This window comes from Glycomyces mayteni (assembly GCF_042428885.1).
GTDB lineage: Bacteria > Actinomycetota > Actinomycetes > Mycobacteriales > Micromonosporaceae > Glycomyces > Glycomyces mayteni.
The window spans coordinates 954,372-977,142 of record NZ_JBHMBP010000002.1 but is presented as its reverse complement, the minus strand read 5'-3'; the positions used below and the strand labels follow the sequence as shown (position 1 = coordinate 977,142).

Sequence of the window (22,771 nt, the reverse complement as noted above, 5' to 3'; positions counted from 1 at the left end):
GTGCCGAAGTTCCCCACCTTCCAGAGCATGGACGACGACCGGCCTCCCACGAAGGACGAGCTCAAGGAGATGATCGCCGCGTTCGGCGAACCCCTCCAGATGCTGTACGTGCGCTCCCGCTACGACGCGTTCTTCAACGAGCGCTACCCCACCGGCAGCGTCATCCAGAACCCGGACGACACCTGGCTGTTCGACTTCGACACGCGCATGACGCGCGCCGAGGACGAGGAGCTGCGGGCCCTGTGCTGGCCGCTCGCCACGAACTTCGTCGTCGACCTGCTCGTGGGCGTGGACGATCTGGTGGACAAGGACGAAGGCGACCTCGACGCCATGGCCGCGGACCTGCTCGCCCTGGCCGCGTCCTATGAGGGCGCGATGACGGACGCGAAGCTCGCGATCGTGCAGGAGCGGTTCGAGCGCTGGCGCGGCGAGGCCGGGGCGGCGGTGCGGGAGGGCTACTCCGACCACCTCACCAGGTCGACGCAGACCCACTTCGCGATGGCCAACGCGCTCGCGAACGCGGTGCAGCTCGACGCGCTCATCATGATGAAGGTCCGTCACCACCTCGACGGGCTGGTGCGGGCCGCCGCGACCGCGATCGACAACGGCCCGGCCGGGCCCAAGCTCGATTTGGAGCCGATCATCGGGTGGCTCACCGTCATCGGCGTCATCGCGGGCGTCCCCGGCGGCCCGGCCGTGATGTCCTCGGTCGGCTGGGTGGGCGGCACGATCCAGAAGATCCTCACGGAGCTGCCGCTCGAAGACGCGGGCGAGCCGACGATGGACTCCCCGGACCCCGACGTGCTCCACGACCAGGTGCTCGCGGCCTTCGCGCAGGTCGCCGAGGTCGTCAGGGCCGACCGGGAGCGGCTGGCCGCGGACCTCGTGGCGGCGTTCGAGGAGTGCGCGGCCCTGGTCGCCAGCGGCGACCCCGCGGAGTCGAGCCGGGTGATCCCGAACCCGAACGGCGTCGACGGCATCGTCCTCTGAGGCAATGCGGCCCTTGGGGTGTCAGCGGCGGTGCGGTCCGGCCTCCGGCAGGCCGCACGCGGCGAAGCCGTCGGCCGCGAGGCCCAGGTGGGTGCGCGCGGCGTCCTCGTCGCCCGCGGCGCGGGCGGCGTCCGCGAGGCCCAGGTGGGCGCGGGCGGACTCGTAGGCGTCCTCATGGGACGCGGCCAGCGCGGCGGCCCGCTCGTGCTGGGCGAGGGCCTCGCCGGGCTCGCCGAGCGCGGTGAGGGCGCGGCCGAGGCCGTTGCGGGCGGTGCGCTCCAGGGACGGGTCCACGAGCTTCACCGAGTGGTCCACAGCGCGCTCGAAGTGGACGGCGGCCTCCCCGGCCTCGCCGAGGCGCAGGAGGTCCTCCCCCAGTTCCACCAGGGTCTCGGTGACGTCGGCCGTGTCGCTCTCGCCCCCGTAGGAGTCGAGGCAGGCGCGGTGGACGGCCGCGGCCCCGGCCGGGTCGCCGGTCTCGCGGGCCAGGACGCCGCGGAAGGACTCGATGCGGACGCGGTTGTGCTCGTCGCCCGCGTCGAGGCGGGCCTCGGCGGCGGCGAGGCACCGCTCCACGTCGTCGAAGCGGCCGAGGCGCAGCAGCGGCACGACCATGTTGGTCCTGATGAGCGCGGCGGCGGCGGTGTCGCCGACCGCTTCGGCCCGCGCCAGCGCCTCGGCGTGGACGGCCGCCGACTGCGCGAAGCGCCCGCAGCGGCGGTGGAGGATGCCGAGGTTGGCGAGGGTGAGCGCGGCGTCGGACTCCTCGCCGAGCTCGCGTTTGAGGGCGACGGAGCGTTCGAGGCACGCGACGGCCTCGGCGTTGCGGCCCGCAGCGAGGAGGCGGCGGCCGGTGTCGCCGAGCGTGAACGCCTCCTTGCGGATGTCCCCTGTGGATTCGGCGATGGCGAGTGCGACGAGGTTGACGGCGGTGTGGGGCCCGATGTCGGAGTCGTGCACGAAGAACGCGTTGAACGCGGTCGCGAGGTGCCAGGCCTGCTCGTTGAGGCCCGCGTCGGCCGCGGCGGTGACGGCCGCTTCGAGGTTGCCGCGCTCGGCCTGGAACCAGGCGAGGGCCTCCTGCTGGTCGGCGGCCGCGGGGAGGCCGAGGTCGTGGGCGGCGGCGCCCTCGGTGAAGCGGCGCTTGTTCGGGTGGAGGCGGGCGGCGGCCTGGTAGGCGAGGTGCAGGTACAGGGCGAGGAGCCGCGAGAGCGCGGCGGTGCGCTCGGCTCGGGGCTCCTCGCGGACGGCGAGGTGCGCGGCGAAGATCCGGACCAGGTCGTGGAGGCGGTAGCGCCCGGAGGAGCGGGTCTCGACCAGGTGCACGTCCACCAGGTCCTCGATGAGGCCGGAGGCGGTCCGCTCGTCGGTGCCGCACACCGCGGCCGCCGCGCGGGCGTCGGCGTCGCCGCCGGGGACCAGGCCCAGGAGGCGCAGGAGCCGCCGGTGGTCGGCGTCGAGTTCGCGGTAGGAGGCGTGGAGGGCCGCGGCGACGCCGCGGTGGCCCGTCCCGAGCTCGTCGAGCAGGAGGTCCTCGTCCGCGAGGCGCGCGAGGAGGTCGCGGGCGCGCCACTGGGGGCGGCTGCGCAGGCGGGCGGCGGCGAGGCCCATCGCGAGCGGGAGGCGGCCGCAGCGTTCGGCGATGGCGGCGGCCTCGTCGGCGGTGAACCGGCCCGCCGCGCCGGCGCCGAGCATCGCCACGGCCTCGCGCAGCGGCGGGGGCCCGAGGGGCACGGAGTGGACGTCGGCGAGGACGGACAGGTCGCGGCGGCTGGTGGCGATGACGAGGCTGCCGGGCGTGCCGGGCAGGAGGGACTCGATCTGGGCGGCGTCGGCCGCGTTGTCGAACAGCAGGAGCACCCGCTTCCCGGCGAGGGCGCTGCGGTAGGCGGCGGCGAGCTCGTCGAACTCCTCGGGGCGGGCGCGGCCGGTCGTGTCGAAGCTGCGGACGATGCGCGAGAGGACCGATTCGAGGTCGGGCCGCGGGCCGGTGCCGGTGAAGCCGTGCAGGTCCACGAAGAGCTGCCCGTCGGGGAAGCGGTCGGCGAGGTCGTGCGCGGCGCGCACCGCGAGGGAGGTCTTGCCGACGCCCGCCATGCCGTGGACGGCGACGACGGCGGCGCCGTCCTCGACGGCCCCGGTGACGGCCTCCAGCTCGGGTCCGCGCCCGGCGAACGCGGCGAGGGCGCGCGGCAGCTCCCTGGGGACGGGGGCGGGCGGGGGCTGGAGGTGCGGGTCCGCGCCGGAGTCGCCGAGCGCCCGCAGGAGCAGCCGGAGCGTCCCGGTCTGCGGCCGGGCCCGCCCCGCCTCGATGTCGCGGATCGTGCGGATGCCCACGCCCGCTTTGAAAGCGAGCTCTTCTTGGGTCAGCAGCGCCTCGGTCCTGAGCCGCCGGAGATCAATGCGGACCAGGGCTGCTCGATCGCTCATGGCGTCATCGTAAGGCAACTGATCGAACTGAACGCACGTCCGACGTGCGGTCCCTCCACCCCGCCGAATTCCCGCCGGTTTCCTGCCGGTGTCTCGCCGCATCCGGGCGCGGGACGGCCCGACCGGGCGGTTCCCGGTCGGGCCGTCTCGTCTCAGCGCGCGATGCGGAGGGTGGCCACCTCGAAGGGGCGGAGCGTCACCGGGACCAGGACGCCGTCGGCGGTCGGCTCGGTCGCGATCGGTTCCCCGGGGCGTTCGAGCAGGTCGGCCGCGACGACCCGGCCCGCCTCGAAGCCGGTGAGCGCGATCGCGGTCGCGGCCCGCGAGCCGGTGGACTCGTAGAGGCGCACCACGAGGTCGCCGGAGCGGTCGTCGGCGAGTTTCACGGCGCTGACGACGACCGCGGGGTCCTTCGAGGTCGCGAGCGCGGGCACGGCCGCGCCGGTCGCGGCGCGCAGCGGCGACTGGAGGGCCCAGCCCGCCTCGGTCGCGGACTCGACGGTGGCCCCGGCGAGCACGCCGAAGCGCATGCGGTGGCGGCCGCGGTCGGCGCGCGGGTCGGGGAAGCGCGGGGCCCGCAGGAGCGAGAAGCGCGCGTTCTGGACCACGTCGCGGCCCGCGCTCTCGCGGGCGACGTCGAAGCCGTGGCTGGACTCGTTGAGGAACGCGACGCCGAAGCCCGGTTCGCGCACCAGGAACCAGCGCTGCGCGTGCGTCTCGAACCGCGCGGCCTCCCAGGAGGTGTTGGCGTGGTTGGCGCGGCGGTGGTACCCGAACTGGGTCTCGGCGACGACCTCGTCGGTGAACACGGCGACGGGGAACGCGAGTTTGAGGAACTTCTCCTCCTCGCGCCAGTCCACGTCGCAGTCGATGACGAGCAGGCGGCCGTCGTCGGCGAGGGTGAGCCGCTGCTCGATCGAGGACTCGCCGAACTTCCGGCGCACCACGACGGCGTCGCCGTCGAGGGACACGTCGGCGGGCCCGTCGAGGTCGTCGCGCATCCCCGCGTAGAACGCGTCCACGTCCCAGGCGTCCCACATGTTCGGGAAGTCCTGGTGCAGTTGGAGGACGTTCCCGGCGCGGCCCGGGGCGACGGCGTCGCGGCCGGAGTCGAGGTCGATGAGGCTGCGGACGTGGCCGCTCCCGTCGATCTCGACGCGCGCGGCCTCGCTCTGGAGGACGAACCCGTCCCCTTCGGCCCGTGCCGAGACGGGCGCGGCGGGGCCGGCGGGGGCGACCGAGGCGGCCGGGACGCCGCGGCGCGGGAACGGCGCGGCGTTGACGGCGAGCCGCTCGCCGACGGGCGCGGCGTCGAGGCCGTCGGCCTCCCCGGCCGCGCCGAGGGCCTGGAGCGAGTCGGCGATGATGCGGCGCAACGAGGTCGCGACGCGCTCGTACCGCTCACGGGCCTCGCGGTGGACCCAGGCGATGGAGGTGCCGGGGAGGATGTCGTGGAACTGGAGGAGCAGCACCTCCTGCCAGAGGGCGTCGAGCTCCTCGTACGGGTAGTCGCGCCCGGCGCGGACGGCGGCGGACGCGGCCCACAGCTCGGCCTCGGCGAGGAGCCGCTCGCTCGTGCGGTTGCCCTGCTTCATGCGGTGCTGGGTGGTGAACGTGCCGCGGTGGAGTTCGAGGTACAGCTCCCCGCGCCACACGCCGGGGTCGGGGAGCTCGGCCTTCGCCCGCTCGAAGAAGTCGTCCGGCGTCCCGAAGGACACCTGCGGGCTCCCTTCGAGGTTCGCGAGGCGCTTGGCGCGCGCGAGCATCTCGCGGGTGGTGCCGCCGCCGCCGTCGCCCCAGCCGGTCGGGGCCAGGGAGTGGCGCGCGACGGACTTCTCCTTGAACTGGCGGGCCGCGCGGGCGACCTCCTCGCCCGAGAGCTGCGAGTTGTAGGTGTCCATGGGCGGGAAGTGGGTGAAGATCCGGCTGCCGTCGATGCCCTCCCACAGGAACGTGTGGTGGGGGAAGCGGTTGACCTGGTTCCAGGAGATCTTCTGGGTGAGGAACCACTCGTACCCGGCGCCGGAGAGGATCTGCGGGAGCGCCCCGGAGTAGCCGAAGCTGTCGGGCAGCCACGCGCCGCGGCACTCGATCCCGAACTCCTCCTTGAAGAACCGCTGGCCCTGGCTGATCTGCCGCACGAGGCTCTCGCCGGACGGCAGGACCGCGTCGGACTCGACCCACATGCCGCCCACGGGCACGAAGCGGCCCGCGGCCACGGCCTGCTTGACGCGCGCGAAGACCTCGGGGCGGTCGCGCTTCATCCACGCGTACTGCTGCGCGCTCGACATCGCGTAGACGAACTCGTCGTCCTCGTCGATGAGGGTCGCCATGGAGCTGGAGGTGCGGGCCACTTTGCGCACGGTCTCGCGCAGCGGCCACAGCCACGCGGAGTCGATGTGCGCGTGGCCGACCGCGGTGATCCGGTGCGCGCTGGGCTCGGCCGGGCTGGCGAGGACCTCGCGCAGCTCCTCGCGGCCCGCGGCGGCCGTGCCCGCGACGTCCTGGAGGTCCACGCGGTTGAGCGCGGCGTTCAGGGCCCGGAGGATCTTCGCGCGCCGCGCCGACTCCTCGGGCAGCTCGGCGGCGAGCTGGTGGAGCACCTCGACGTCGTGGACGAGCTCGAAGACCTCCTGCTCGAACACGCACACGTCCACGCGGCGCACGCGGTACAGCTCCTCGTCGCCGGAGGTGAGCACGTCACCCTCCTCGGTCGGCAGGAACGGGTGGTAGTCCAGGAGCACCGGGTTCGAGGCGGCCTCCACGAAGAACTCGATCGCCTCGCCGCCGCGCGCCGCGGGCGACACGGGGATCCACTGCGCCCGCGGGTTGAGCGAGCGCACCGGCTCGCCGCCGGGCGTGTACACGAGCCCCTCGGCCTGGAAGCCCGGCATGTTCACGTCGAAGCCGAGGTCGGCGACGATCTCGACGCGGCGGCCCGCGAAGGACGCGGGGACCTCGCCGGTGAGGCGGAGCCAGGTCGTGCCCCAGGCGCGGCCCCACCGGTCCCCGACGGCCATCGGCGCGTACTCGGCGCCCAGGCCCTCGGCGACGGGGATCGGCTCGCCGTCCACCACGTGCGCGGCGAGGTCGAGGGGGCGCGGGTCGGAGTGGATCGCCGGGCGCAGGCGCTCGGCCAGGACCCGGGTGACGCGGCCCATCGTGAGGGCTTGGTCGTCATGCATCTGCGGCACTTCCTTCTTGCACGGGCACGGCGTCGTGCGCGTGGACGGGGTTCTCTGCGAGGCGGATGCGGGGGTGCCGGCCGCGCCGCGCCTGGTCCATGTAGGACGTCCAGAACGCGCCGCCGGGGGCGAGCGCCGCGCGGCCGCCGTCGGCGGCCGGGTCCAAGTCGATCACGGGCGCGCCGGAGGCGTCGGCGGGGGCGGCCTTGCGCGCCGCCTCGACGGCCTCGCGCACGCGCACCCCTTCGGGCTTGATCCGGCCGTGCTCGTCGATGAGGCCGAGGTCGTACTCCAGCTCGGGGAAGTCCCCGAGGGCGCGGCTCACGTCGTGCGAGCACCACCAGGTGAGGCCGAACAGGTCCGGGGCCTGCGCAAGCTGCTCCACGGTGCCGTCGATGAAGTCCGGCACGGACGCATCGGGCAGCACGTTCCGCGGCGCGCCGAGCTCCTGCGCCCAGATCCCGCGGCCCGGGTCGGTCTGGAACGCGCGGGCGAGCTCGACCATGTAGCGCGCGTGCGCGCGGGTCTCGAACGCGTCGGGCCCGAACCGCTGGGCGGTGCCGTTGAAGACCCAGGAGTGGACGACGCTCAGGTCCCCTTGGCGGGCCACGTGTTCGAGCGTGAACGGCTGCGTCTCGTCGTACCAGCTCGCGTCGTAGCAGGCGTGCAGCGCCAGCAGGCCGGGCGCCCCGGCGCGGATCGCGCCGAGCATCCGGTCCAGCCAGGTCGTGATCTGACCGCTCGTGGCCGGGTGCGGGTCGGGGTGCACGGTGCCGGTGAACTGGTTGACCTCGTTGCCGACGGTGAACGCGAACGTGTTCGGGTGCGCCGCGACGGCGCGCGCGAGGGTCTCCAGGTAGCGGGCAGTCGCACTGATGGCGTCCTCGTCGACGAACATGTTGCGCCGGTGCCAGGAGACGAGCCAGGACGGCAGGAAGTCGAAGCTCGACAGGTGGCCCTGGAGGCCGTCCACGGCCACGTCGAGCCCGCGCTCGCCCGCGAGCTCGATGACCCGGTCGAGGGCGCGCAGCGCCGCCGCGCTCACCGTCGTCGGGTTGGGCTGGAACACCGGCCACAGCGGGAACACGCGCACATGGTCGGCGCCGAGCCCGCCGATCGCGTCGAAGTCGCGGGCGACCTCGTCCGCGTCGAAATCGGTCCAGTGGTGGAACCATCCGACGCGCGGCGTGTAGTTGACGCCGAACCTCATGGGAAACCTCTCTCTAGCTCACCGTCGGCTCGCCCTGCGGGGTGCGAGGGGCGGGCGGCCGCGCCATTCGGCGTCACTGTAGCGCTTTAGCGATGCGCCCCCGTACTCTCTCCCGCCAGGCGGATAATGTCAACCGTCAAGCAGTTGAGCGAAGGAGTCGAGATGGCCGACGCAGCGAACCCGGCTGAGCCGCCGCGCAAGCGCAAGCGCGTGACGATCGCCGACATCGCCGAGCGCGCCGGCGTCACCTCCGGCGCCGTCTCGCTCGCCGTCAACGGCAAGCCCGGCGTGTCCGACGCCACCCGGGCGCGCATCCTCGACGTGGCCCGCGAGCTGCGCTGGCGCCCCAGCCACGCCGCGCAGACCCTCATGGGCAAGAACTCCGAGGCCGTGGGCCTGGTGCTGGCGCGGCCCGCCGAGGTGATCGGCGAGGAGATCTTCTTCTCCAAGTTCATCGCGGGCGTGCAGTCGACGCTGAGCGGGCGCGGCTACTCGCTGCTGCTCCAGATGGCCGAGGACGCCGCCGCGGAGGCCGCCATCCACCAGGCGTGGATCCTCGACGGCCGCGTGGACGGCATCCTGGTCCTGGACCCGCGCATCGACGACCCGCGCATCGCGGCGCTCGCGGGCATGGACCACCCGACGATCGTGGTGGGCGGCCAGGTCGACCGCGACTCGATCCGGTCGGTGCACGTCGACAACGGCGGCGCGATGGGGCTCATCATGGACCACCTCCACGGCCTCGGCCACGACCGGATCGCCTACGTCACCGGCGACCAGGCGTTCCGCCACATCAGCGAGCGCATGGACGCGTTCTCGCAGTTCTGCGTCGACCACGGCGTGTGGGGCCAGTCGCTCGCCGGGAACTTCGACCCCGCGCAGGCGCGCGAGGCCACCGCGCGCCTCGCCGGAGCCCCCCGGCCGCCCACGGCGATCGTGTTCGACAGCGAGGTCATGGCCATCGCGGGCATGAGCACGCTCGCCTCGCTCGGGCTGCGCGTGCCCGCCGACGTCTCGGTCCTGTCGTGGGAGGACTCCACCACCTGCCAGGTCCTGCACCCCACCGTCACGGCGCTCAGCCGCGACGCGGTGTCGCTGGGCCGCACCGCGGCCGCGGAGATCCTCCAGCTCATCGCCGGTCAGCCGGTGCAGCAGGAGCCCGTGGTGGCCCGCGTGATCCACCGCGAGTCGACCGCCGCGCCGGATCGTGACCGGGGCCCGGCTTGACAGACCGAGCACCGCAGTGTTTGGATTCGCTAAAGCGCTGTAGTTCCGAGTCCCTGCCGGAGCGCGCGTCCCCCTTCTCGATTCAAGGAAGAAGCGAGCAATGAAGCTTTCCACACGCCTGGGCAAGGCGGCGGTCCTCGCCGCGGCCGGAGCGCTGGCCCTCTCCGGCTGCACCGGCGGCGGCGTCGAGGACGCCTCCGAAGGCGGCCCGATCGACCTCTCCGGCGACCTCAGCGGCACCGTCAAGTTCCAGACCTGGTCGCTGAAGAACGAGAAGTTCACGCCCTACTTCGAGGACCTCATCGCCGCGTTCGAGGCCGAGCACCCCGACGTCACGGTCGAATGGATCGACCAGCCCGGCGAGGGCTACTCCGACAAGATCCTCAGCCAGGCCGGGTCCGGCACCCTGCCCGACGTGCTCAACCTGCCGCCCGACATCGCGTTCCCGCTCGTCCAGGCCGGCCAGCTCCTCGACCTCGCCGAGGCCCACCCGGGCCTGGAGGAGCAGTACAACGCGGGCGGCTGGGACGCCTACAGCCGGTACACCGGCGTCGAGGGCACCTACGGCCTCCCCTGGTACCTCGGCAGCGACGTCTCCTGGTGGGACCTCGGCAAACTCGAACCGTACGGGGTGACGCAGGCCGACCTGCCCACGACCGTGGAGGGCTGGCTCGACCTCGCAGAGCGGGTCGCGGCCGAGTCGGACGGCGAGGTCATGCTCGTCTCCTCCATGCCCACAGTGGACGTGTTCCTCGCGAACGGCGTCGAGCTCATGGACGAGGACGGCGCGTTCGTCTTCAACACCCCCGAGGCCGTCGCGCTCGTGCAGGCCTACGCCGACGCCTACGCGGCGGGCGCGATGCCCGCCGAGGCCCTGACCGGCAGCTACGCGGGCAACGCGCAGATGTACCTCCAGGGCCAGGTCGCCTACACCTCCGGCGGCCCCGGCTTCGCGGGCGACCTCGCCACCCAGGCCCCGTCGCTGCTGGAGACCTCGGTCGCCACCCCGCGCGCCGGCGTGCCCCCGCTGTACGTGCAGGGCCTCAACGTGGCGTCCACGTCGGAGAACAAGCCCGCGGCGCTCGCGTTCGCCGAGTACGTCACCAACCAGGAGAACCAGGTCGCGTTCACGACGCTGGCCGCGGGCTTCGCGCCCGGCACCGCCGAAGGCGCCGACGAGGTCGCCGCGGCCGTGGCCGCCGACATGGACCCGGCCCAGGCCGCGGCCCTGAACGTCATGTTCGACGCGCTCGGCGGCGCCCAGGCGATGCCGTTCCAGTGGACCGGCGCCATGACCGACTACGCCACGCAGCAGCTCGCGCTGGCCGTCCGCGGCGACACCACCGCCCAGGAGGCGCTCGACGACATCGTGGCCTACGCCAACGACAACCGCATCGACCAGTGACCGGGTAAGGCCCGACTCCCCCAGCAGCACACCGGCACCCGGACGAAAGAGACTCCCGATGCGATCGCACAAGTGGTTCACCCCTTGGCTCCTCATAGGACCAGCCGTCGTCTGGGTGCTGGTGTTCTCCTTCTGGCCGTTCATCAACACGGTCATCCTGAGCTTCACCGACGCGCGCCCGCTGCGCCCGGTCGAACCGGTCGGCCTGGCGCAGTACGAGCGGCTGCTCACCGACGAGCAGTTCCGCTACGCGCTCATCACCTGCCTGGTGTACGTCGTGGTGTGCGTGCCGCTCCTGACGATCCTGCCGCTGCTCCTGGCGCTCCTGGTGGAGAAGCAGATCCCGGGGATCGCGTTCTTCCGCACCACGTTCTACTTCCCCGTGGTCGCCTCCGCGGTCGTCGTCGCGCTCATCTGGAGCTGGGTCTTCGACAGCCGCGGGGTCCTCAACCAGGCGCTGGAGTGGATGGGGATCGTCGACGAGCCGATCGCGTTCCTGGTCGACCGGTGGTGGCTGCTCGCGTGCGCGATCCTCCTGACCGTCTGGAAGGGACTCGGCTTCTACATGGTCGTGTACCTCGCGGCGCTCGGGAACGTCGGCAAGGAGCTCCACGAGGCCGCGATGATGGACGGCGCGGGCCCGTTCCGGCGCTTCCGCGACGTCACGATACCGGCCGTGCGCGGGGCGATGCTCCTGGTCTCCGCGCTCATCGCGGTCTCGGCGATGCGCGTGTTCACCGAGCTCGACATCCTCTCCAACGGCACCGGCGGACCCGGCGGCTACGACATGTCGATCGTGATGCTCATCCGCCAGGTCGGCTCCGGCCTCAGCGGCAACCTCGGGTACGCGGCGGCGATCAGCGTGGCGCTGTTCCTGCTGACGGTGCTCCCGCTCGCCGCCATCGCATTCATGAACCGCGAGAAGAAGACGAAGGTGCCGGCATGACCCTCACCACCGAGCGGCCCGAGACCCGCGAGGCCCGATCAGTCCGAAAAGGACAGCACTTCCGCCGCCGAGGGTCGAGCGACTTCACCCGGCCCACCCTGCCCGGCCTCGTCCTGCGCTATGCGCTCCTCATCGCCGTGTTCGCCCTCGTCATCGGCCCGTTCGTGTGGCAGCTCTCCACCTCGCTCAAGGGCCCGGCCGAGGACCTCTACGCGTTCCCGCCGAACCTGATCCCCCAGGACCCCACGGTCGGGAACTACTCCACCGTGACCGACGTCGTGCCGGTGTACCGCTACGCCTGGCACTCCCTGCTCGTCGCCACCGGCTCGGTCGCCACGAACGTCGTGCTGTCCGTGCTCGGCGGCTACGCCCTGGCCTGCATGCGGTTCCGCGGCAAGCTCATCGCCCTCGGCGTCCTGCTGTCCACGATGCTCCTGCCCGCCGAGGTCACGGTCACCAGCAACCTCCTCACGGTCAACGCCCTCGGCCTCGGCAACACCCTGTGGGGCGTGTTCCTGCCCGGCGCGATCGGCGCGATGAACGTGCTGCTCATCGCCACGGCGTGCCGCATGATCCCGAAGGACGTGCTCGACGCCGCCACCATCGACGGCGCCACCACCTGGCAGCGCATCCGGCACCTGGTGTGGCCCAACGTCCGCGGCATGGCGAGCGTCGTCGCGATCTTCACCTTCATCGGCGCCTGGGACGACTACCTGTGGCCGCTCATGGTCCTCACCGAGCCCGACAACTACACGCTCACCGTCGGCATGGCGTACCTGAACAGCAACTTCTCCCCCGACCCGCGCCTCATCGCCGCGGGCACCATGGTCGCGCTCATCCCGATCGTCGTGGTCTTCTCGGTGATGCAGCGGTACTTCTTCAAGGGCGTCCAGGAAGGCGCGGTCAAGGGGTGATCCCGCGCCCCGCCGCCCTGACCCCGGCCGAGGGTCCGGCAGACCCGCCGTCCTCGCGTCCGCGTGCGGGCGTCCTCGGCGGGCGGGTCCACGCCTACCGCTTCGACCCGGCCCTGGGCCCGCAGCGCCTCGCCGTCCCTGGCCTGGAGGCGGTGCCGATCGCCCCGGACACCGTGGTGCAGTGGGCGTTCTACGCGGACGGGCCGAGCGCGGTGCACGCGCCGCACGCCGCGCTCGCGGTCGCCGTGGACGTGCGGTTCGACGACGGCTCGCGCCTGGGCGCGGAGCCGCGCCTGCGGGACCGGTACGGTTTCGCGCCGGACCCGGACGCCCAGTTCGCGGCCGCGTGGTCGATGCCCGAGCAGTGGAACGCCGACGCGGTCCAGTTGGAGGCCTGGGCGGGACGCAGCGGCGCGGTGGAAGTCGTCCTCGGAACCGAATCCCTAGTGGACTCGAACGCCGGCGAGGTCACCGGGTTCGTGGAGGTGGTCGTCGGGACCCGCGGGCCCGACCCCGGCCCGTCGCCGTCCGATCTGGTCGACACCCGCCGCGGCACGCACTCGGGATCGCGGTTCTCGCGCGGCAACACCATCCCGATCACGGCCCGGCCCCACGGCTTCTGCTTCCTCACCCCGGCGACGGACGCCGCCGACTCCCGCTGGCCGTACCGGTGGTCGGTCCACGACGACCCGCAGGGCCGCCGCCTGGAGGCCGTGCAGTTCTCCCACCAGCCGAGCCCGTGGATCGGCGACCGCGGAGTCCTGCAGCTCATGCCGTTCCTCGGCGCGCCGGTCTCGTCCCGGTCCGGGCGCCGCCGCTGGATCGAGCCGGGGACCGAGACCGCACGGCCCCATGCGTACAGCGCGGTCCTCCGCGCACGGGACGACGGCGGCCTGCGCCTGGAGGTCACCGCGACCGACCACGGCGGCGCGTTCCGCGCGACCGCCGCCGACCCCGACGCGTTGACGGGCTTCGTGATCGACCAGCTCACCGACGCCGGTCACCTGGAGTTCTCGCCCGGGGGCTCGTTCTCCGGCTGGATTCCCGAGGGCCGGGCGGAGTGGGGCGACCCGCCGCGCACGTACTTCGCCGGGCGCGCGCTCGCACCTGCGGCGAGCGGCATGCTCGGCGACGACGGCCGCCCCCGCGTGGCGGGCTTCGTCGCCGCGGCGGGCGAACTCGAAGTGCGCGTGTCGCAGTCGTTCGTCTCCGTGGAGCAGGCGCGTCGGAACCTGGACCAGGAGCTGCCCGCGGAGCGCGCGTTCGAGGACCTCCGCGAGGGCCTGCGCGCCGAGTGGGACGCGCTGCTCGGCGCGGTCGCGATCCCGGCGCTGGAGCCGCACGAGCGCCCCTTCCGCGGGCTCGCCGACGACGAGGACCGGGCGCGCCTCGCCAGCGCCCTGTACCGCCTGCACCTCTACCCGAACCGCGCCGCCGAGAACGCCGGGACCGCCGCGAGCCCGCAATGGGTGTTCGCGAACCCGATGGTCCCCAAGGGGTCCGAAGGTCCGCCGGTCCAGGCCGGGAACCTGTTCGTGAACAACGGCTACTGGGACACCTACCGCACGGCGTGGCCCGCGTTCGCGCTCCTCGACCCGGACGCCAGCGGCGCGATGCTCGACGGGCTCCTGGAGCAGTGGCGGCAGGGCGGGTACATGGCGCGGTGGAGCGCGCCCGGGTACGTCGACTGCATGGTGGGGACCTCCAGCGACCAGATCTTCGCCGACGCCGACCGCTGGGGCGTGCCGTTCGCGCGCGAGGACGCGTTCACGAGCGCCTGGAAGAACGCCTGCGAGCCGTCCGCCGATCCCCGGCGGGGCCGCAAGGGCATCGGCCGGGCGCGGTTCACCGGGTACGTCGCGAACGAGGTCCCGGAGGGCATGAGCTGGAGCCTGGAGAACGCGGTCAGCGACGATGCCGTCGCGCGGTTCGCGTCGCGGCTGGCGGCGATCGCCGAGGACCCGGCGCGGTACCGGGCCTTCGCCCGCTACTTCGGGAACCGGTCCCGCTCCTACCGGGTCCTCTTCGATCCAGAGCACGGTTTCTTCCGCGGCCGCGGGGTGGACGGCGCGTTCGCGGACGGGCCGTTCGACCCGCGGGTGTGGGGCGGCGACAACGTCGAGACGAACGCGTGGGGCATGTCGGTGACCGCCGTCCATGATGGTCCTGGTCTTGCGGCGCTGTACGGCGGCCCCGCCGGTCTCCGCGCGCACTTGGACCGGTTGTTCGCCGAGCCGGAGACCGCCCACGAGGCGTTCGGCGGCGCGTACGGCGCCGTGATCCACGAGCAGCGCGAGGCGCGGGCGCAGCGCTCGGGGATGTGCGCGCTCTCGAACCAGCCCGCCCACCACATCCCGTGGATGCACGTCTTCGGCGATGCGCCTTGGCGCGCGGGCGAACTGGTGCACGGCCTCGCGGAGCGCCTGTTCGCCGGGGCGGTCGTCGGCCAGGGCTTCCCCGGCGACGAGGACAACGGCGAGATGAGCATGTGGTGGCTCTGGGCGGCGCTCGGCCTGTACCCGCTGGTGCTCGCCTCAGGTGAGCTGCGGATCGGCAGCCCGCTGCACGACGACGTCTCGGTCCGCCGCTCCGGCGGCGGCCTGCTGCGGGTGCGCTCGCACCGCCGGTCCCCCGGCGCCCGCTACCTGACCGGGGCCCGCCTCAACGGCGCGGCGCTGCGCCGGCCGGTGCTGGATGTGGATGCGCTGCAAGGGGATGCGGACCTCGAACTGCATTTCACCGACGACGCGGCCGAGGCGTCCGCGAGCCCGCTCTGGCGGGGCTCACCGGTTCCGGTCCCCTGGCGTCCGGACCTGACCGGTGCGACGGGGGCGGCGGTGGGCTCGGTGCCGAATCCCGCCGCGCTGTTCGATGACGGCGCTTCCGGTTCGGTCACGGAGCTGTCCTCTGGGGACTGGGCGGGATGGCGGTTCCCCGAGCCGCGCCGGGTGTCCGATGCGACGGTGACGGCGGGCGAGGACACGGCCGCGGGCTTGATCTGGGAGGCGAGCGACGACGGCCGCGCGTGGACCCCGGTCGCGACGACCCACGCCGAGGCCCTCAGCGCCGACCGCACCACGCCGTTCTCGTTCGCCGAGCCGGTGGCGACGGCGATGCTGCGGGTCCGGGCGCTCGCGCCGGTGTCGTTGCGTCAGTTGGAGCTGTTCGATCTCGATTGACGGCGGCGGGGACGCGCCCCGCCGCCGCCGGTCATTCGGTCACGAAGGGCTGTAGACGGTGTCGTACCCGGTGATCGGCTCGGTGATCCCCGAGATGTAGGCCGAGTGGTCCCCGGCGGTCAGGTTGTAGGTGACGATCGCGCCGTATCCTTCCGAGGCTGTGCGCTGCGCGAACGAGGCGGCGGTCCCCGAGGAGGTGGCGGTCAGATTGACGGCCCCGGGCGCGAGCTGCTGGGCCTCCATTCCGGGGATCTGCGGCGCGCTCCAGGACCCGTACCAGGGGTTCCACGCGTAGTCGAGCAGGTCGCCCGCGCGCACCCCGCCGTACTCGGTCGCCGCGGCCGCCGGGCCGATGTTGTAGAACGTGATGAGCTTGTCCGGTCCGAGCCGGTCCCGGAGCGCGCTCACGAGGTACACGAAGGAGCTGTCGTTCGCCGGGCCGGTCCCGTTGGCGCCGTAGTTCGACCACTCGTCGTCGAAGTCGATCCCGTCGAGTCCGTACGCGTCCACGACGTCGCCGAGCTCGTCGGCGAACGCGGCCGCGGCCTGCTGCGACGGGAAGTTCGCGATGCCCGCGCCCTGGTGGTTCCCGAGCACGGACAACAGCACCTCGGTGCCCTGGTCCTGCAACGGCCGGATCTGGTCGTCCGCGTCCTCCAGCGTCTCGGTGACGCGGTCGTTCAGGTGGAGGTACGCCTGGGACGTCGCGGTGTCGTAGTTGACGTTGGCCGCGAAGATGATCGCGACGTCGAACGCGGGCCGCGACGTCCCTTCCAGCTTGTAGTCGGCGACGTTCGCCATGTCGTTGCTGTTGACCTCCACGTAGACGACGCGCTTGGCGTCGTCTATCTGAAGGGGTTCGGCGGCCGCGGGAGCGGCGGCCTGCACGCCCGCGGCGGCGAGGCCGAGGGCGAGGACTGCCGCGGATGCGCTGCGGCGCAGGGGCTTGTGACGGTCGATCGGGGCGGTCATGAGGCGATACCTCCATACCTGGCGGGGTTGCCACTACTTTGTGACGTCGCCTCACTATAGCGCTTTAGTCCTGCGAAGTCATCGCATGGATCATGGCGATCGCGGCGTCCGGGTCGTCCACTTCCAGGAGCAGCCGGTCGTACTTCGCGCCGTCGAGTTCGACCACGATCGCCCGGTCGGGGTCGCCGACGTCCCAGAAGTCGAGCCGCCCGGCCCTGCGGAAGGAGCCGAGGTTGACCACGCCGGGCACGTTCGTGGCGACGCCCCACCGGGCCCCGGGGAAGGCCCGTGCGGCCTCGGGATCGATGCGGGCGCAGGTGATCCGGTCCCACGGGACGGTGAGCGGGCGCCAGCGCCCGAAGACACGGCGGGGGCCGGTGAGGCGGATCGTGAGGTGGGTGTCGGTGGCGGTGAGGACGGCCATCGGTTTCTCCTTCGCTAGGTGACGTCGCGGAGCATGGGGGCGGTGACGGCCGCCGCGGCGGCCGCGAGGGCGTATGCGAGCAGGACCGCGCCGCCGAGGACGGGCGGGAGCAGTGCGGCGGCCGAGCCGGTGGTCTCGGCCGCGGCGGCGGTCATGAGGCTGGAGCCGGTGAGCGCGGCGGTGGCACCGCCGGGCAGGAACGCGTAGGCGTGGTTGACGCCGGGGACGAGGGCGAGCAGGTGCTCGACCATGTACAGGTAGGCGCCGAGGACGAGGAGCGTCGCGGTCTGGTTGCGCAGCAGGGCGCCGAGGCCGACGCCGATCACGGTGTAGGCGGCCATGGCCGCGCCAAGGCCCGCGAGGAGTCCCGCCACCGTCCCGGGTGCGGCCCCGACGTCCACGCCTTTGACGGCGGCCGCCCCGTAGAGCGCCGCCGCCGCCGACAGCGCCGTGAGGAGACCGTACGCGGTCCCGGCGAGCGCGTAAGCCGCGAGTTTGGCGGCGAGCACGCGGTGGCGGCGCGGCTCGAACAGGAACGTGTATGCGATCGTCCCGTGCCGGTACTCGGCGGTCACGGCGAGCGCGCCGAACAGGGCGGGGACGAGGACGGTGAGGCCGATCATGCTGAGCACCAGGCGGACTCCCGCGTCGGTGCCGATGCCGGGCATGGGCGGGTCGAACCGCTCGGGTCCGATGAGGACGCAGGCGGCGGTGAGGAGCCCGCCGGAGGCGAGGGCCGCGAAGGGCCCCCACTTCCACAGCGGGGTGGTGAGGAGGCGGCGGAGTTCGGCGCGGATCGGGCGGGTCATGCGGGGGCTCCGGTCAGGTCGAGGAAGGCGTCTTCGAGAGGGCCGCGGCGGGTGAACGCGGCGAGCGGCCCGGTGGCGGCGATGCGGCCGCGGTGCATGACGACGACGTCGTCCACGAGCCGCTCGGCCTCGGCGAGCACGTGGCTGGCGACGAGGACGGTGCGGCCTTCGGCGGCGAGTCCCTTGAGGAGGGCGCGCAGCCAGGCGATGCCCGCGGGGTCGAGGCCGTTGGTGGGCTCGTCGAGGACGAGGACGGGCGGGTCGCCGAGGAGCGCGGTGGCGAGGTTGAGGCGCTGGCGCATGCCGGTGGAGTAGCCGCCGGCGCGGCGGCGGGCGGCGTCGGCGATGCCGGTCTGCTCCAGGACCGCGTCGACGCGGGCGTCGCCCAGTCCGAGGAACGCGGCGTGGACGCGGAGGTGGTCGCGGCCGCTGCGGGCGGGGTGGAGGCCCTTGGCTTCGAGGGCCGCGCCGACGGTGCGGGCGGGCGCGGGGAGGTCGCGGTAGGCGCGGCCGCCGATGAGCGCGGTGCCGGCGTCGGGCTTGACCAGGCCGAGGAGCATCCGGAGGGTGGTGGTCTTGCCGGAGCCGTTGGGGCCGAGGAAGCCGGTGACGCGGCCGGGTTCGACGTCAAACGCGACGTCGGCGGCGGCCGCGACGGGTCCGAAGCGCTTGGCGAGGCCCCGGAGTTCGAGGCGGTGGGGCGGGTGCATGGCGGTGTCCGTTCCACTCGGTGGTCTCATCTATCTGTTATAGCTCATGTATATCAGATATGCTTCCGGGATGCGACTGACGCTCGACGTGGACAGCGAGGTCCCGATCTACCAGCAGATCCGGGACCAGATCGTCACGGCCATCGCCGCCGGGGAGCTCGCGGCCGAGGCGCCGCTGCCCTCCACCCGGCAGCTCGGCGCGGACCTGATGATCAACTTCCACACCGTCAACAAGGCGTACGACCTGCTGCGCCGCGAGGGCTTCATCCGCGTCAACCGCAAGAGCGGCGCGGTCGTGCGCCGCGACCCGGACTCGGGGCCGCCCGATCCCGGCGTCGCCGACGCCTGGCAGGAGCGCCTGCGCACCCTCCTCGCCGAGGCCGTCGCCCACGGCATCCCCGCCGCCGAGGTCCTCGACCGCACCGGCGGCGTCCTCGACGCCTTCACCGCCGAACGGAGCACCACGTGAACACCGCCCACCTCGCCCTGCTCCTGGCGGTCGCCGCCTCCGTCACCGCCGCGTGGCGGGCCGTCCCGGCGCTCACCCGCCCCGAGTACGCGTTCGGCGTCGCGGTCCCCGCGGGCGCGGCGGACCCTGCGCTCGGGCGCATCCGCAAGGCGTACGGCCGCAACGTGGTCGCCCTCGGCATCGGCGGCGCGGCCTGCATGTGGGCGCTCGGGTTCCTCACCGGACCCGCTGCGGCCCTGGGCATCGGCGCGACCGCGCTCGTGGTCGCCGACCTCGCCGCGTACGCGCTCGCGAGCCGCGCAGTGCGCGCCGCGAAGGCCGACGGCGACTGGTACGCCGGGGCCCGCCAGGCCGTCACCGCCGATCTGAGCTTCCGCACCGACCCGGTCCGCGCCAGGTGGCGCGGCCTGGTGCCCGCCGTCGCGGTCCTGGCCGCGACGGCCGCCGTCGGCCTCCTGCGGTCCGGCTCGCTGCCCGCGACCCTCCCTGGCCTGGAGGGCTGGGCCCTCGACGGCGGACCCCGCGTCCCGGCCGGGTTCTGGAACGCCGCGAACCCGGTCCTGGCCCAGGCGGCCGTCATCGCCGCCACGGTCCTCGTCCTCGTCGCGGTCGTGCGCGCCCGCCCCGAGATCGACGCCGCCCGACCGGCCGCCACGGCCCGCCGCTACCGCGCCTACCTGACCGCGCTCGCCGACCTCATGCTCTTCACCGCCGCGTGCGCCAACCTCACGCTCACCGGGATCGCCTTGCGACTGTGGGAACTCGCGCCCGCCTCGATCACCACCACCGCGGTCGTCTTCGCTCCGCTCCTGGCGGCCGCCGCGCTCGCGGTGCGGTTCGAGCTGCGCGTGGGCACCGGCGGCCACCGCCTCCCCGCGCTCCCCGAGGAGGCGGACGAGGACACCGGCCTGGTCCAGCGCGACACCGACCGCCACTGGCACCTCGGCGGCCTCGTCTACGCCAACCGGGACGACCCCGCCGTCCTCGTCCACCAGCGCGTCGGCGGCTCCCAGTGGACGGTCAACCTCGGCCACCCCGTCGGCCTCACCGCGACCGCGGTCCTCGTCGCCGCCGCTGCGACCGCCGCGGCGGTCGGCGCCCTGTCCTGAACGCGGGCCGCGGAAACGCGGTTGCCCGCGGGCGCGTCCCGGTGGCACGCTGCGGGACATGGCCTCCCCGTACGAGATCCGCGCCGACTTCGACGCGCGCACCGTCGTCGTCTACCAGGCGTATTCGGCGGCGATCGCCGACGCGGCGCTGCGCGCGGGCCGGTTCACCGCGCCGTTCTCGTTCAACCGGATGACGTGGATCAAGCCGTCGTTCCTGTGGCTCATGCACCGCAGCAACTGGGCCCGCAAGTCCGGCCAGGAGCGCATCCTCGCGGTCCGGATCACGCGGGACGGCTGGGAGGAGGCGCTCGCGAACGCCGTCCTCACCACCGCCGATCCGGCCGCCCTCAAGGCCGCGGCCGTCCACGTCCAGTGGGACCCCGAGCGCTCGGTCCGCGGCGCGGCCCTCAACCACTACAGCATCCAGGTCGGCGTCGGCCGCCACCTGATCCGCACTCTTGTCGAGGAGTGGGTCATGGAGCTGACCGACCTCACGCCGCAGGTCCGCAAGGCCGCCACCTTGATCCACGGCGGCGGGGCCGCGAAGGCCCAGCGCCTGCTGCCCGCCGAGCGCGTCTACCCGCTCCCGGCCGACCTGGAGCGCCGCCTCCGCCCGTGACGCCCGTCAGGGGGTGTCGGCGGCGGGTTCGGGGTCGGGGCCCCGGCGGAGGCGGATCTTGGTGATGGCGTTGCGGTCGGTTTCGAGGATCTCGGCGGTGTAGCCCTGGATGGCGACGGTCTCGCCGGGCCGGTCGGGCACGTGGCCGAGGTGGTCGAGGACGAGACCGGCGATGGTGGCGTAGTCGCCGTGGCCGGTCCGGTCCAGGTCGATGTCGAGGTCCACCAGGTCGTGGAGCGGGAAGCCGCCGGGGAGGACGATCGCACCGTCCGCTTCGCGCTGCACGGTCTGGATGTCGCGGTCGAACTCGTCGTAGATCTCCCCGACGATCTCCTCCACCAGGTCCTCCATCGTGATGATGCCCTCGACCGCGCCGTACTCGTCCACCACGATCGCGAACTGCTCGTGCTCGTCGCGCATCCGGCGCAGCGCGTCGGTGACCTTGACGCTCTCGGGCAGCAGCATGCTCGGCCGGACCTGCTCGGACACCGGCGCGTCCACGCCGACGAGGTCGCGCAGGTGCACGATGCCCACGACATCGTCGATGCCGGTGGGCCCGGCGACCGGGGCGCGCGAGTGGCCGGTCGCGATGAGGATCTGCGCGGCCTCGGCCGCGGTCGCGGTGGCGGGGATGGAGGTGACGTCGCGGCGCGGGATCACGATCTCGCGCAGGACCCGCTCGGCGATCTCGAAGGCCCCGGACAGGATCGTCCGCTGGTCGGCGGTGAAGTCGGTCTGGGCGTCGATGAGGTCCCGGATCTCCTCGGTGGTGACCTCGTCGCGGGAGGCGGCGGGGTTGTTGCCGGTGAGGCGCACGACCAGGTCGGTCGAGACCCCCAGGAGCCAGACCGCGGGCCGGGCGATGGTCGCGAGGACGTCGAGGGGCCGGGACACCAAGAGCGCCCAGCGCTCGGCGCGCTGCATCGCGATCCGCTTGGGCGCCAGCTCGCCGAACACGAGCGTCACGAACGTGAGGACCAGCGTCACCAGCACGATCGCGACCGATTCCGCGCCGGAGCCGAACATCGACAGCGCGGGCACCAGCGGCTGCGCGAGCGCCACCGCCGCGGTGGCCGACGCCAGGAACCCCGCGAGCGTGATGCCGATCTGGATGGTGGCGAGGAACCGGTTCGGGTCGCGCGCGAGCTTGGCGAGCACCCGCCCACCTCGCGACTCGCGTTCCAGCCGCTGGATCTGGCTGTCGCGCAGGGTCACCAGCGCCATCTCGCTGCCCGCGAACACCGCGTTCAGTCCGATGAGCACCACGACCAGCGCGAGCTGCCCTCCATAGCCGCCCACGGCAATCAACTCCCTCGCTGTGTAGTTGCCGCGTAGCCTACCGAGTGCCGCGAGCCCGGATCGAACCCTGTGCGGGGAGTGAGCGGACCCCCTTTACCCTCGGTTGAGCGGACGCCGCCCGGGCCCCGCACTCCTGGAGGACCCAGCCGACATGACCCCGACCCCCGCAGCGGCGCGCGCGGCATGAGCGTCCACTCCTTCCACCTCGCCCGCGTGCCCCTCCGCACCGCCGTCGGCGCGCTGCTCCGGCCGCCCTCGGCCCCCGGGCTGCGCCACATGGAGGTCCTCGCCGGGATGCGCCTCGGCGCGCCCGTCGTCTCCCGCCACCGGATGCGCCTGCGCCACCTCGCGGTCTTCGCCGAATGGGCCGACGAGGACGCCCTGGACGCGTTCCTTCAGCGGCCCTTCGGACGCCACCTGGCCGCGGGCTGGCACGTGCGCCTCGAATACCTCCGCCGCTGGGGCGCGGTCCGCGAACTCGACCACCTCCCGGCCGAGACGGGCCGCACCGACCCCGCCGAGCCCGTCGTGGCCGTGACCCTCGCCCGCATGCGCCTCACCGAACTCCCCCGCTTCCTCCACTGGGGACGCCCCGTCGAGCGCCAGGTCCGCGACCACCCCGAGACCACCCTCGCCCTCGCCGCGATGCGCCCGCCCCGCTCAGTCGCGACCTTCTCCATCTGGACCAGCTCCCGCGCCATGACCGCCATGGCCTTCGGCCGCGACCCCGGCCCCACCGCCCGCCTCCACCACGACGCCATGGCCGAACGCGCCCGCCGCGACTTCCACCGCGAATTCACCACCCTCCGCTTCCGCCCCCTCGCCGAACACGGCACCTGGGAAGGCCGAACCGGCATCCTCCCCCGCTGACCGG

18 protein-coding genes are annotated in these 22,771 nt (G+C 73.4%); 10 read left to right on the top strand and 8 right to left on the bottom strand.

Features of this window, described 5'->3' with window-relative positions:
- Positions 1-990 (top strand): hypothetical protein, encoded by a 990-nt coding sequence (locus ACFFXY_RS11170; protein WP_382349793.1) that lies wholly within the window; start codon positions 1-3, stop codon positions 988-990.
- Positions 991-1,011: 21 nt separating this feature from the next.
- Here ACFFXY_RS11170 and ACFFXY_RS11165 read toward each other — a convergent pair whose 3' ends face one another.
- The 3 genes from ACFFXY_RS11165 to ACFFXY_RS11155 form a co-directional block, all read right to left on the bottom strand.
- Positions 1,012-3,420: an ATP-binding protein gene (locus tag ACFFXY_RS11165; RefSeq protein ID WP_382349790.1), complete on the bottom strand. Its 2,409-nt coding sequence runs from the start codon at positions 3,418-3,420 to the stop codon at positions 1,012-1,014.
- A gap of 152 nt (positions 3,421-3,572) precedes the next feature.
- Positions 3,573-6,605 (bottom strand): alpha-mannosidase, encoded by a 3,033-nt coding sequence (locus ACFFXY_RS11160; RefSeq protein WP_382349787.1) that lies wholly within the window; start codon positions 6,603-6,605, stop codon positions 3,573-3,575.
- Entirely contained in the window at positions 6,598-7,815 is a 1,218-nt protein-coding gene (locus ACFFXY_RS11155; RefSeq protein WP_382349784.1) for a glycoside hydrolase 5 family protein, read from the bottom strand. Before ACFFXY_RS11155 ends, ACFFXY_RS11160 begins: the two co-directional genes overlap by 8 nt.
- A gap of 162 nt (positions 7,816-7,977) precedes the next feature.
- Between ACFFXY_RS11155 and ACFFXY_RS11150 the strand changes: the two genes are divergently transcribed.
- From ACFFXY_RS11150 to ACFFXY_RS11130, 5 genes are all read left to right on the top strand, one after another.
- A complete protein-coding gene (locus tag ACFFXY_RS11150) occupies positions 7,978-9,042 on the top strand; it encodes a LacI family DNA-binding transcriptional regulator (protein ID WP_382349781.1) in 1,065 nt (354 codons plus the stop codon).
- Between the two features lie 100 nt (positions 9,043-9,142).
- Positions 9,143-10,447, top strand: coding sequence for an ABC transporter substrate-binding protein (locus ACFFXY_RS11145; protein WP_382349778.1), 1,305 nt, complete (start codon positions 9,143-9,145; stop codon positions 10,445-10,447).
- A gap of 58 nt (positions 10,448-10,505) precedes the next feature.
- Positions 10,506-11,393 (top strand): carbohydrate ABC transporter permease, encoded by an 888-nt coding sequence (locus ACFFXY_RS11140; RefSeq protein ID WP_382349775.1) that lies wholly within the window; start codon positions 10,506-10,508, stop codon positions 11,391-11,393.
- Positions 11,390-12,307 carry a carbohydrate ABC transporter permease gene (locus tag ACFFXY_RS11135; RefSeq protein ID WP_382349772.1) on the top strand — a complete coding sequence of 306 codons (918 nt, stop codon included), beginning with the start codon at positions 11,390-11,392 and terminating at the stop codon, positions 12,305-12,307. The genes ACFFXY_RS11140 and ACFFXY_RS11135 overlap by 4 nt, the downstream gene beginning before the upstream one ends.
- A complete protein-coding gene (locus tag ACFFXY_RS11130) occupies positions 12,304-15,486 on the top strand; it encodes a glycoside hydrolase domain-containing protein (RefSeq protein WP_382349769.1) in 3,183 nt (1,060 codons plus the stop codon). The genes ACFFXY_RS11135 and ACFFXY_RS11130 overlap by 4 nt, the downstream gene beginning before the upstream one ends.
- Before the next feature lie 39 nt (positions 15,487-15,525).
- On the opposite strand, the gene ACFFXY_RS11125 is transcribed toward ACFFXY_RS11130, so the two are convergent.
- The 4 genes from ACFFXY_RS11125 to ACFFXY_RS11110 form a co-directional block, all read right to left on the bottom strand.
- The gene (locus ACFFXY_RS11125; protein ID WP_382349766.1) at positions 15,526-16,458 is read right to left on the bottom strand and encodes an endo-beta-N-acetylglucosaminidase H; all 933 of its coding nucleotides are present in this window, start codon (positions 16,456-16,458) and stop codon (positions 15,526-15,528) included.
- 64 nt (positions 16,459-16,522) lie between these two features.
- Complete coding sequence (locus tag ACFFXY_RS11120) at positions 16,523-16,882, bottom strand: hypothetical protein (protein WP_382349763.1); 360 nt, start codon at positions 16,880-16,882, stop codon at positions 16,523-16,525.
- A gap of 14 nt (positions 16,883-16,896) precedes the next feature.
- Entirely contained in the window at positions 16,897-17,691 is a 795-nt protein-coding gene (locus ACFFXY_RS11115) for an ABC transporter permease (RefSeq protein ID WP_382349760.1), read from the bottom strand.
- On the bottom strand, positions 17,688-18,431 hold the full coding sequence (locus ACFFXY_RS11110) for an ABC transporter ATP-binding protein (RefSeq protein WP_382349757.1): 744 nt from the start codon (positions 18,429-18,431) through the stop codon (positions 17,688-17,690). The genes ACFFXY_RS11115 and ACFFXY_RS11110 overlap by 4 nt, the downstream gene beginning before the upstream one ends.
- Before the next feature lie 40 nt (positions 18,432-18,471).
- On the opposite strand from ACFFXY_RS11110, the gene ACFFXY_RS11105 reads away from it, so the two are divergent.
- The 3 genes from ACFFXY_RS11105 to ACFFXY_RS11095 are packed head-to-tail and all read left to right on the top strand — an operon-like array spanning position 18,472 to position 20,598.
- Complete coding sequence (locus ACFFXY_RS11105) at positions 18,472-18,870, top strand: GntR family transcriptional regulator (RefSeq protein ID WP_382349754.1); 399 nt, start codon at positions 18,472-18,474, stop codon at positions 18,868-18,870.
- Entirely contained in the window at positions 18,867-19,979 is a 1,113-nt protein-coding gene (locus ACFFXY_RS11100; protein WP_382349751.1) for a hypothetical protein, read from the top strand. Before ACFFXY_RS11105 ends, ACFFXY_RS11100 begins: the two co-directional genes overlap by 4 nt.
- Before the next feature lie 58 nt (positions 19,980-20,037).
- Complete coding sequence (locus ACFFXY_RS11095; protein WP_382349748.1) at positions 20,038-20,598, top strand: DUF4291 domain-containing protein; 561 nt, start codon at positions 20,038-20,040, stop codon at positions 20,596-20,598.
- Between the two features lie 6 nt (positions 20,599-20,604).
- On the opposite strand, the gene ACFFXY_RS11090 is transcribed toward ACFFXY_RS11095, so the two are convergent.
- Positions 20,605-21,897 carry a hemolysin family protein gene (locus tag ACFFXY_RS11090; protein WP_382349745.1) on the bottom strand — a complete coding sequence of 431 codons (1,293 nt, stop codon included), beginning with the start codon at positions 21,895-21,897 and terminating at the stop codon, positions 20,605-20,607.
- Between the two features lie 183 nt (positions 21,898-22,080).
- On the opposite strand from ACFFXY_RS11090, the gene ACFFXY_RS11085 reads away from it, so the two are divergent.
- On the top strand, positions 22,081-22,767 hold the full coding sequence (locus ACFFXY_RS11085; protein ID WP_382349742.1) for a hypothetical protein: 687 nt from the start codon (positions 22,081-22,083) through the stop codon (positions 22,765-22,767).
- Positions 22,768-22,771: the final 4 nt, after the last annotated feature.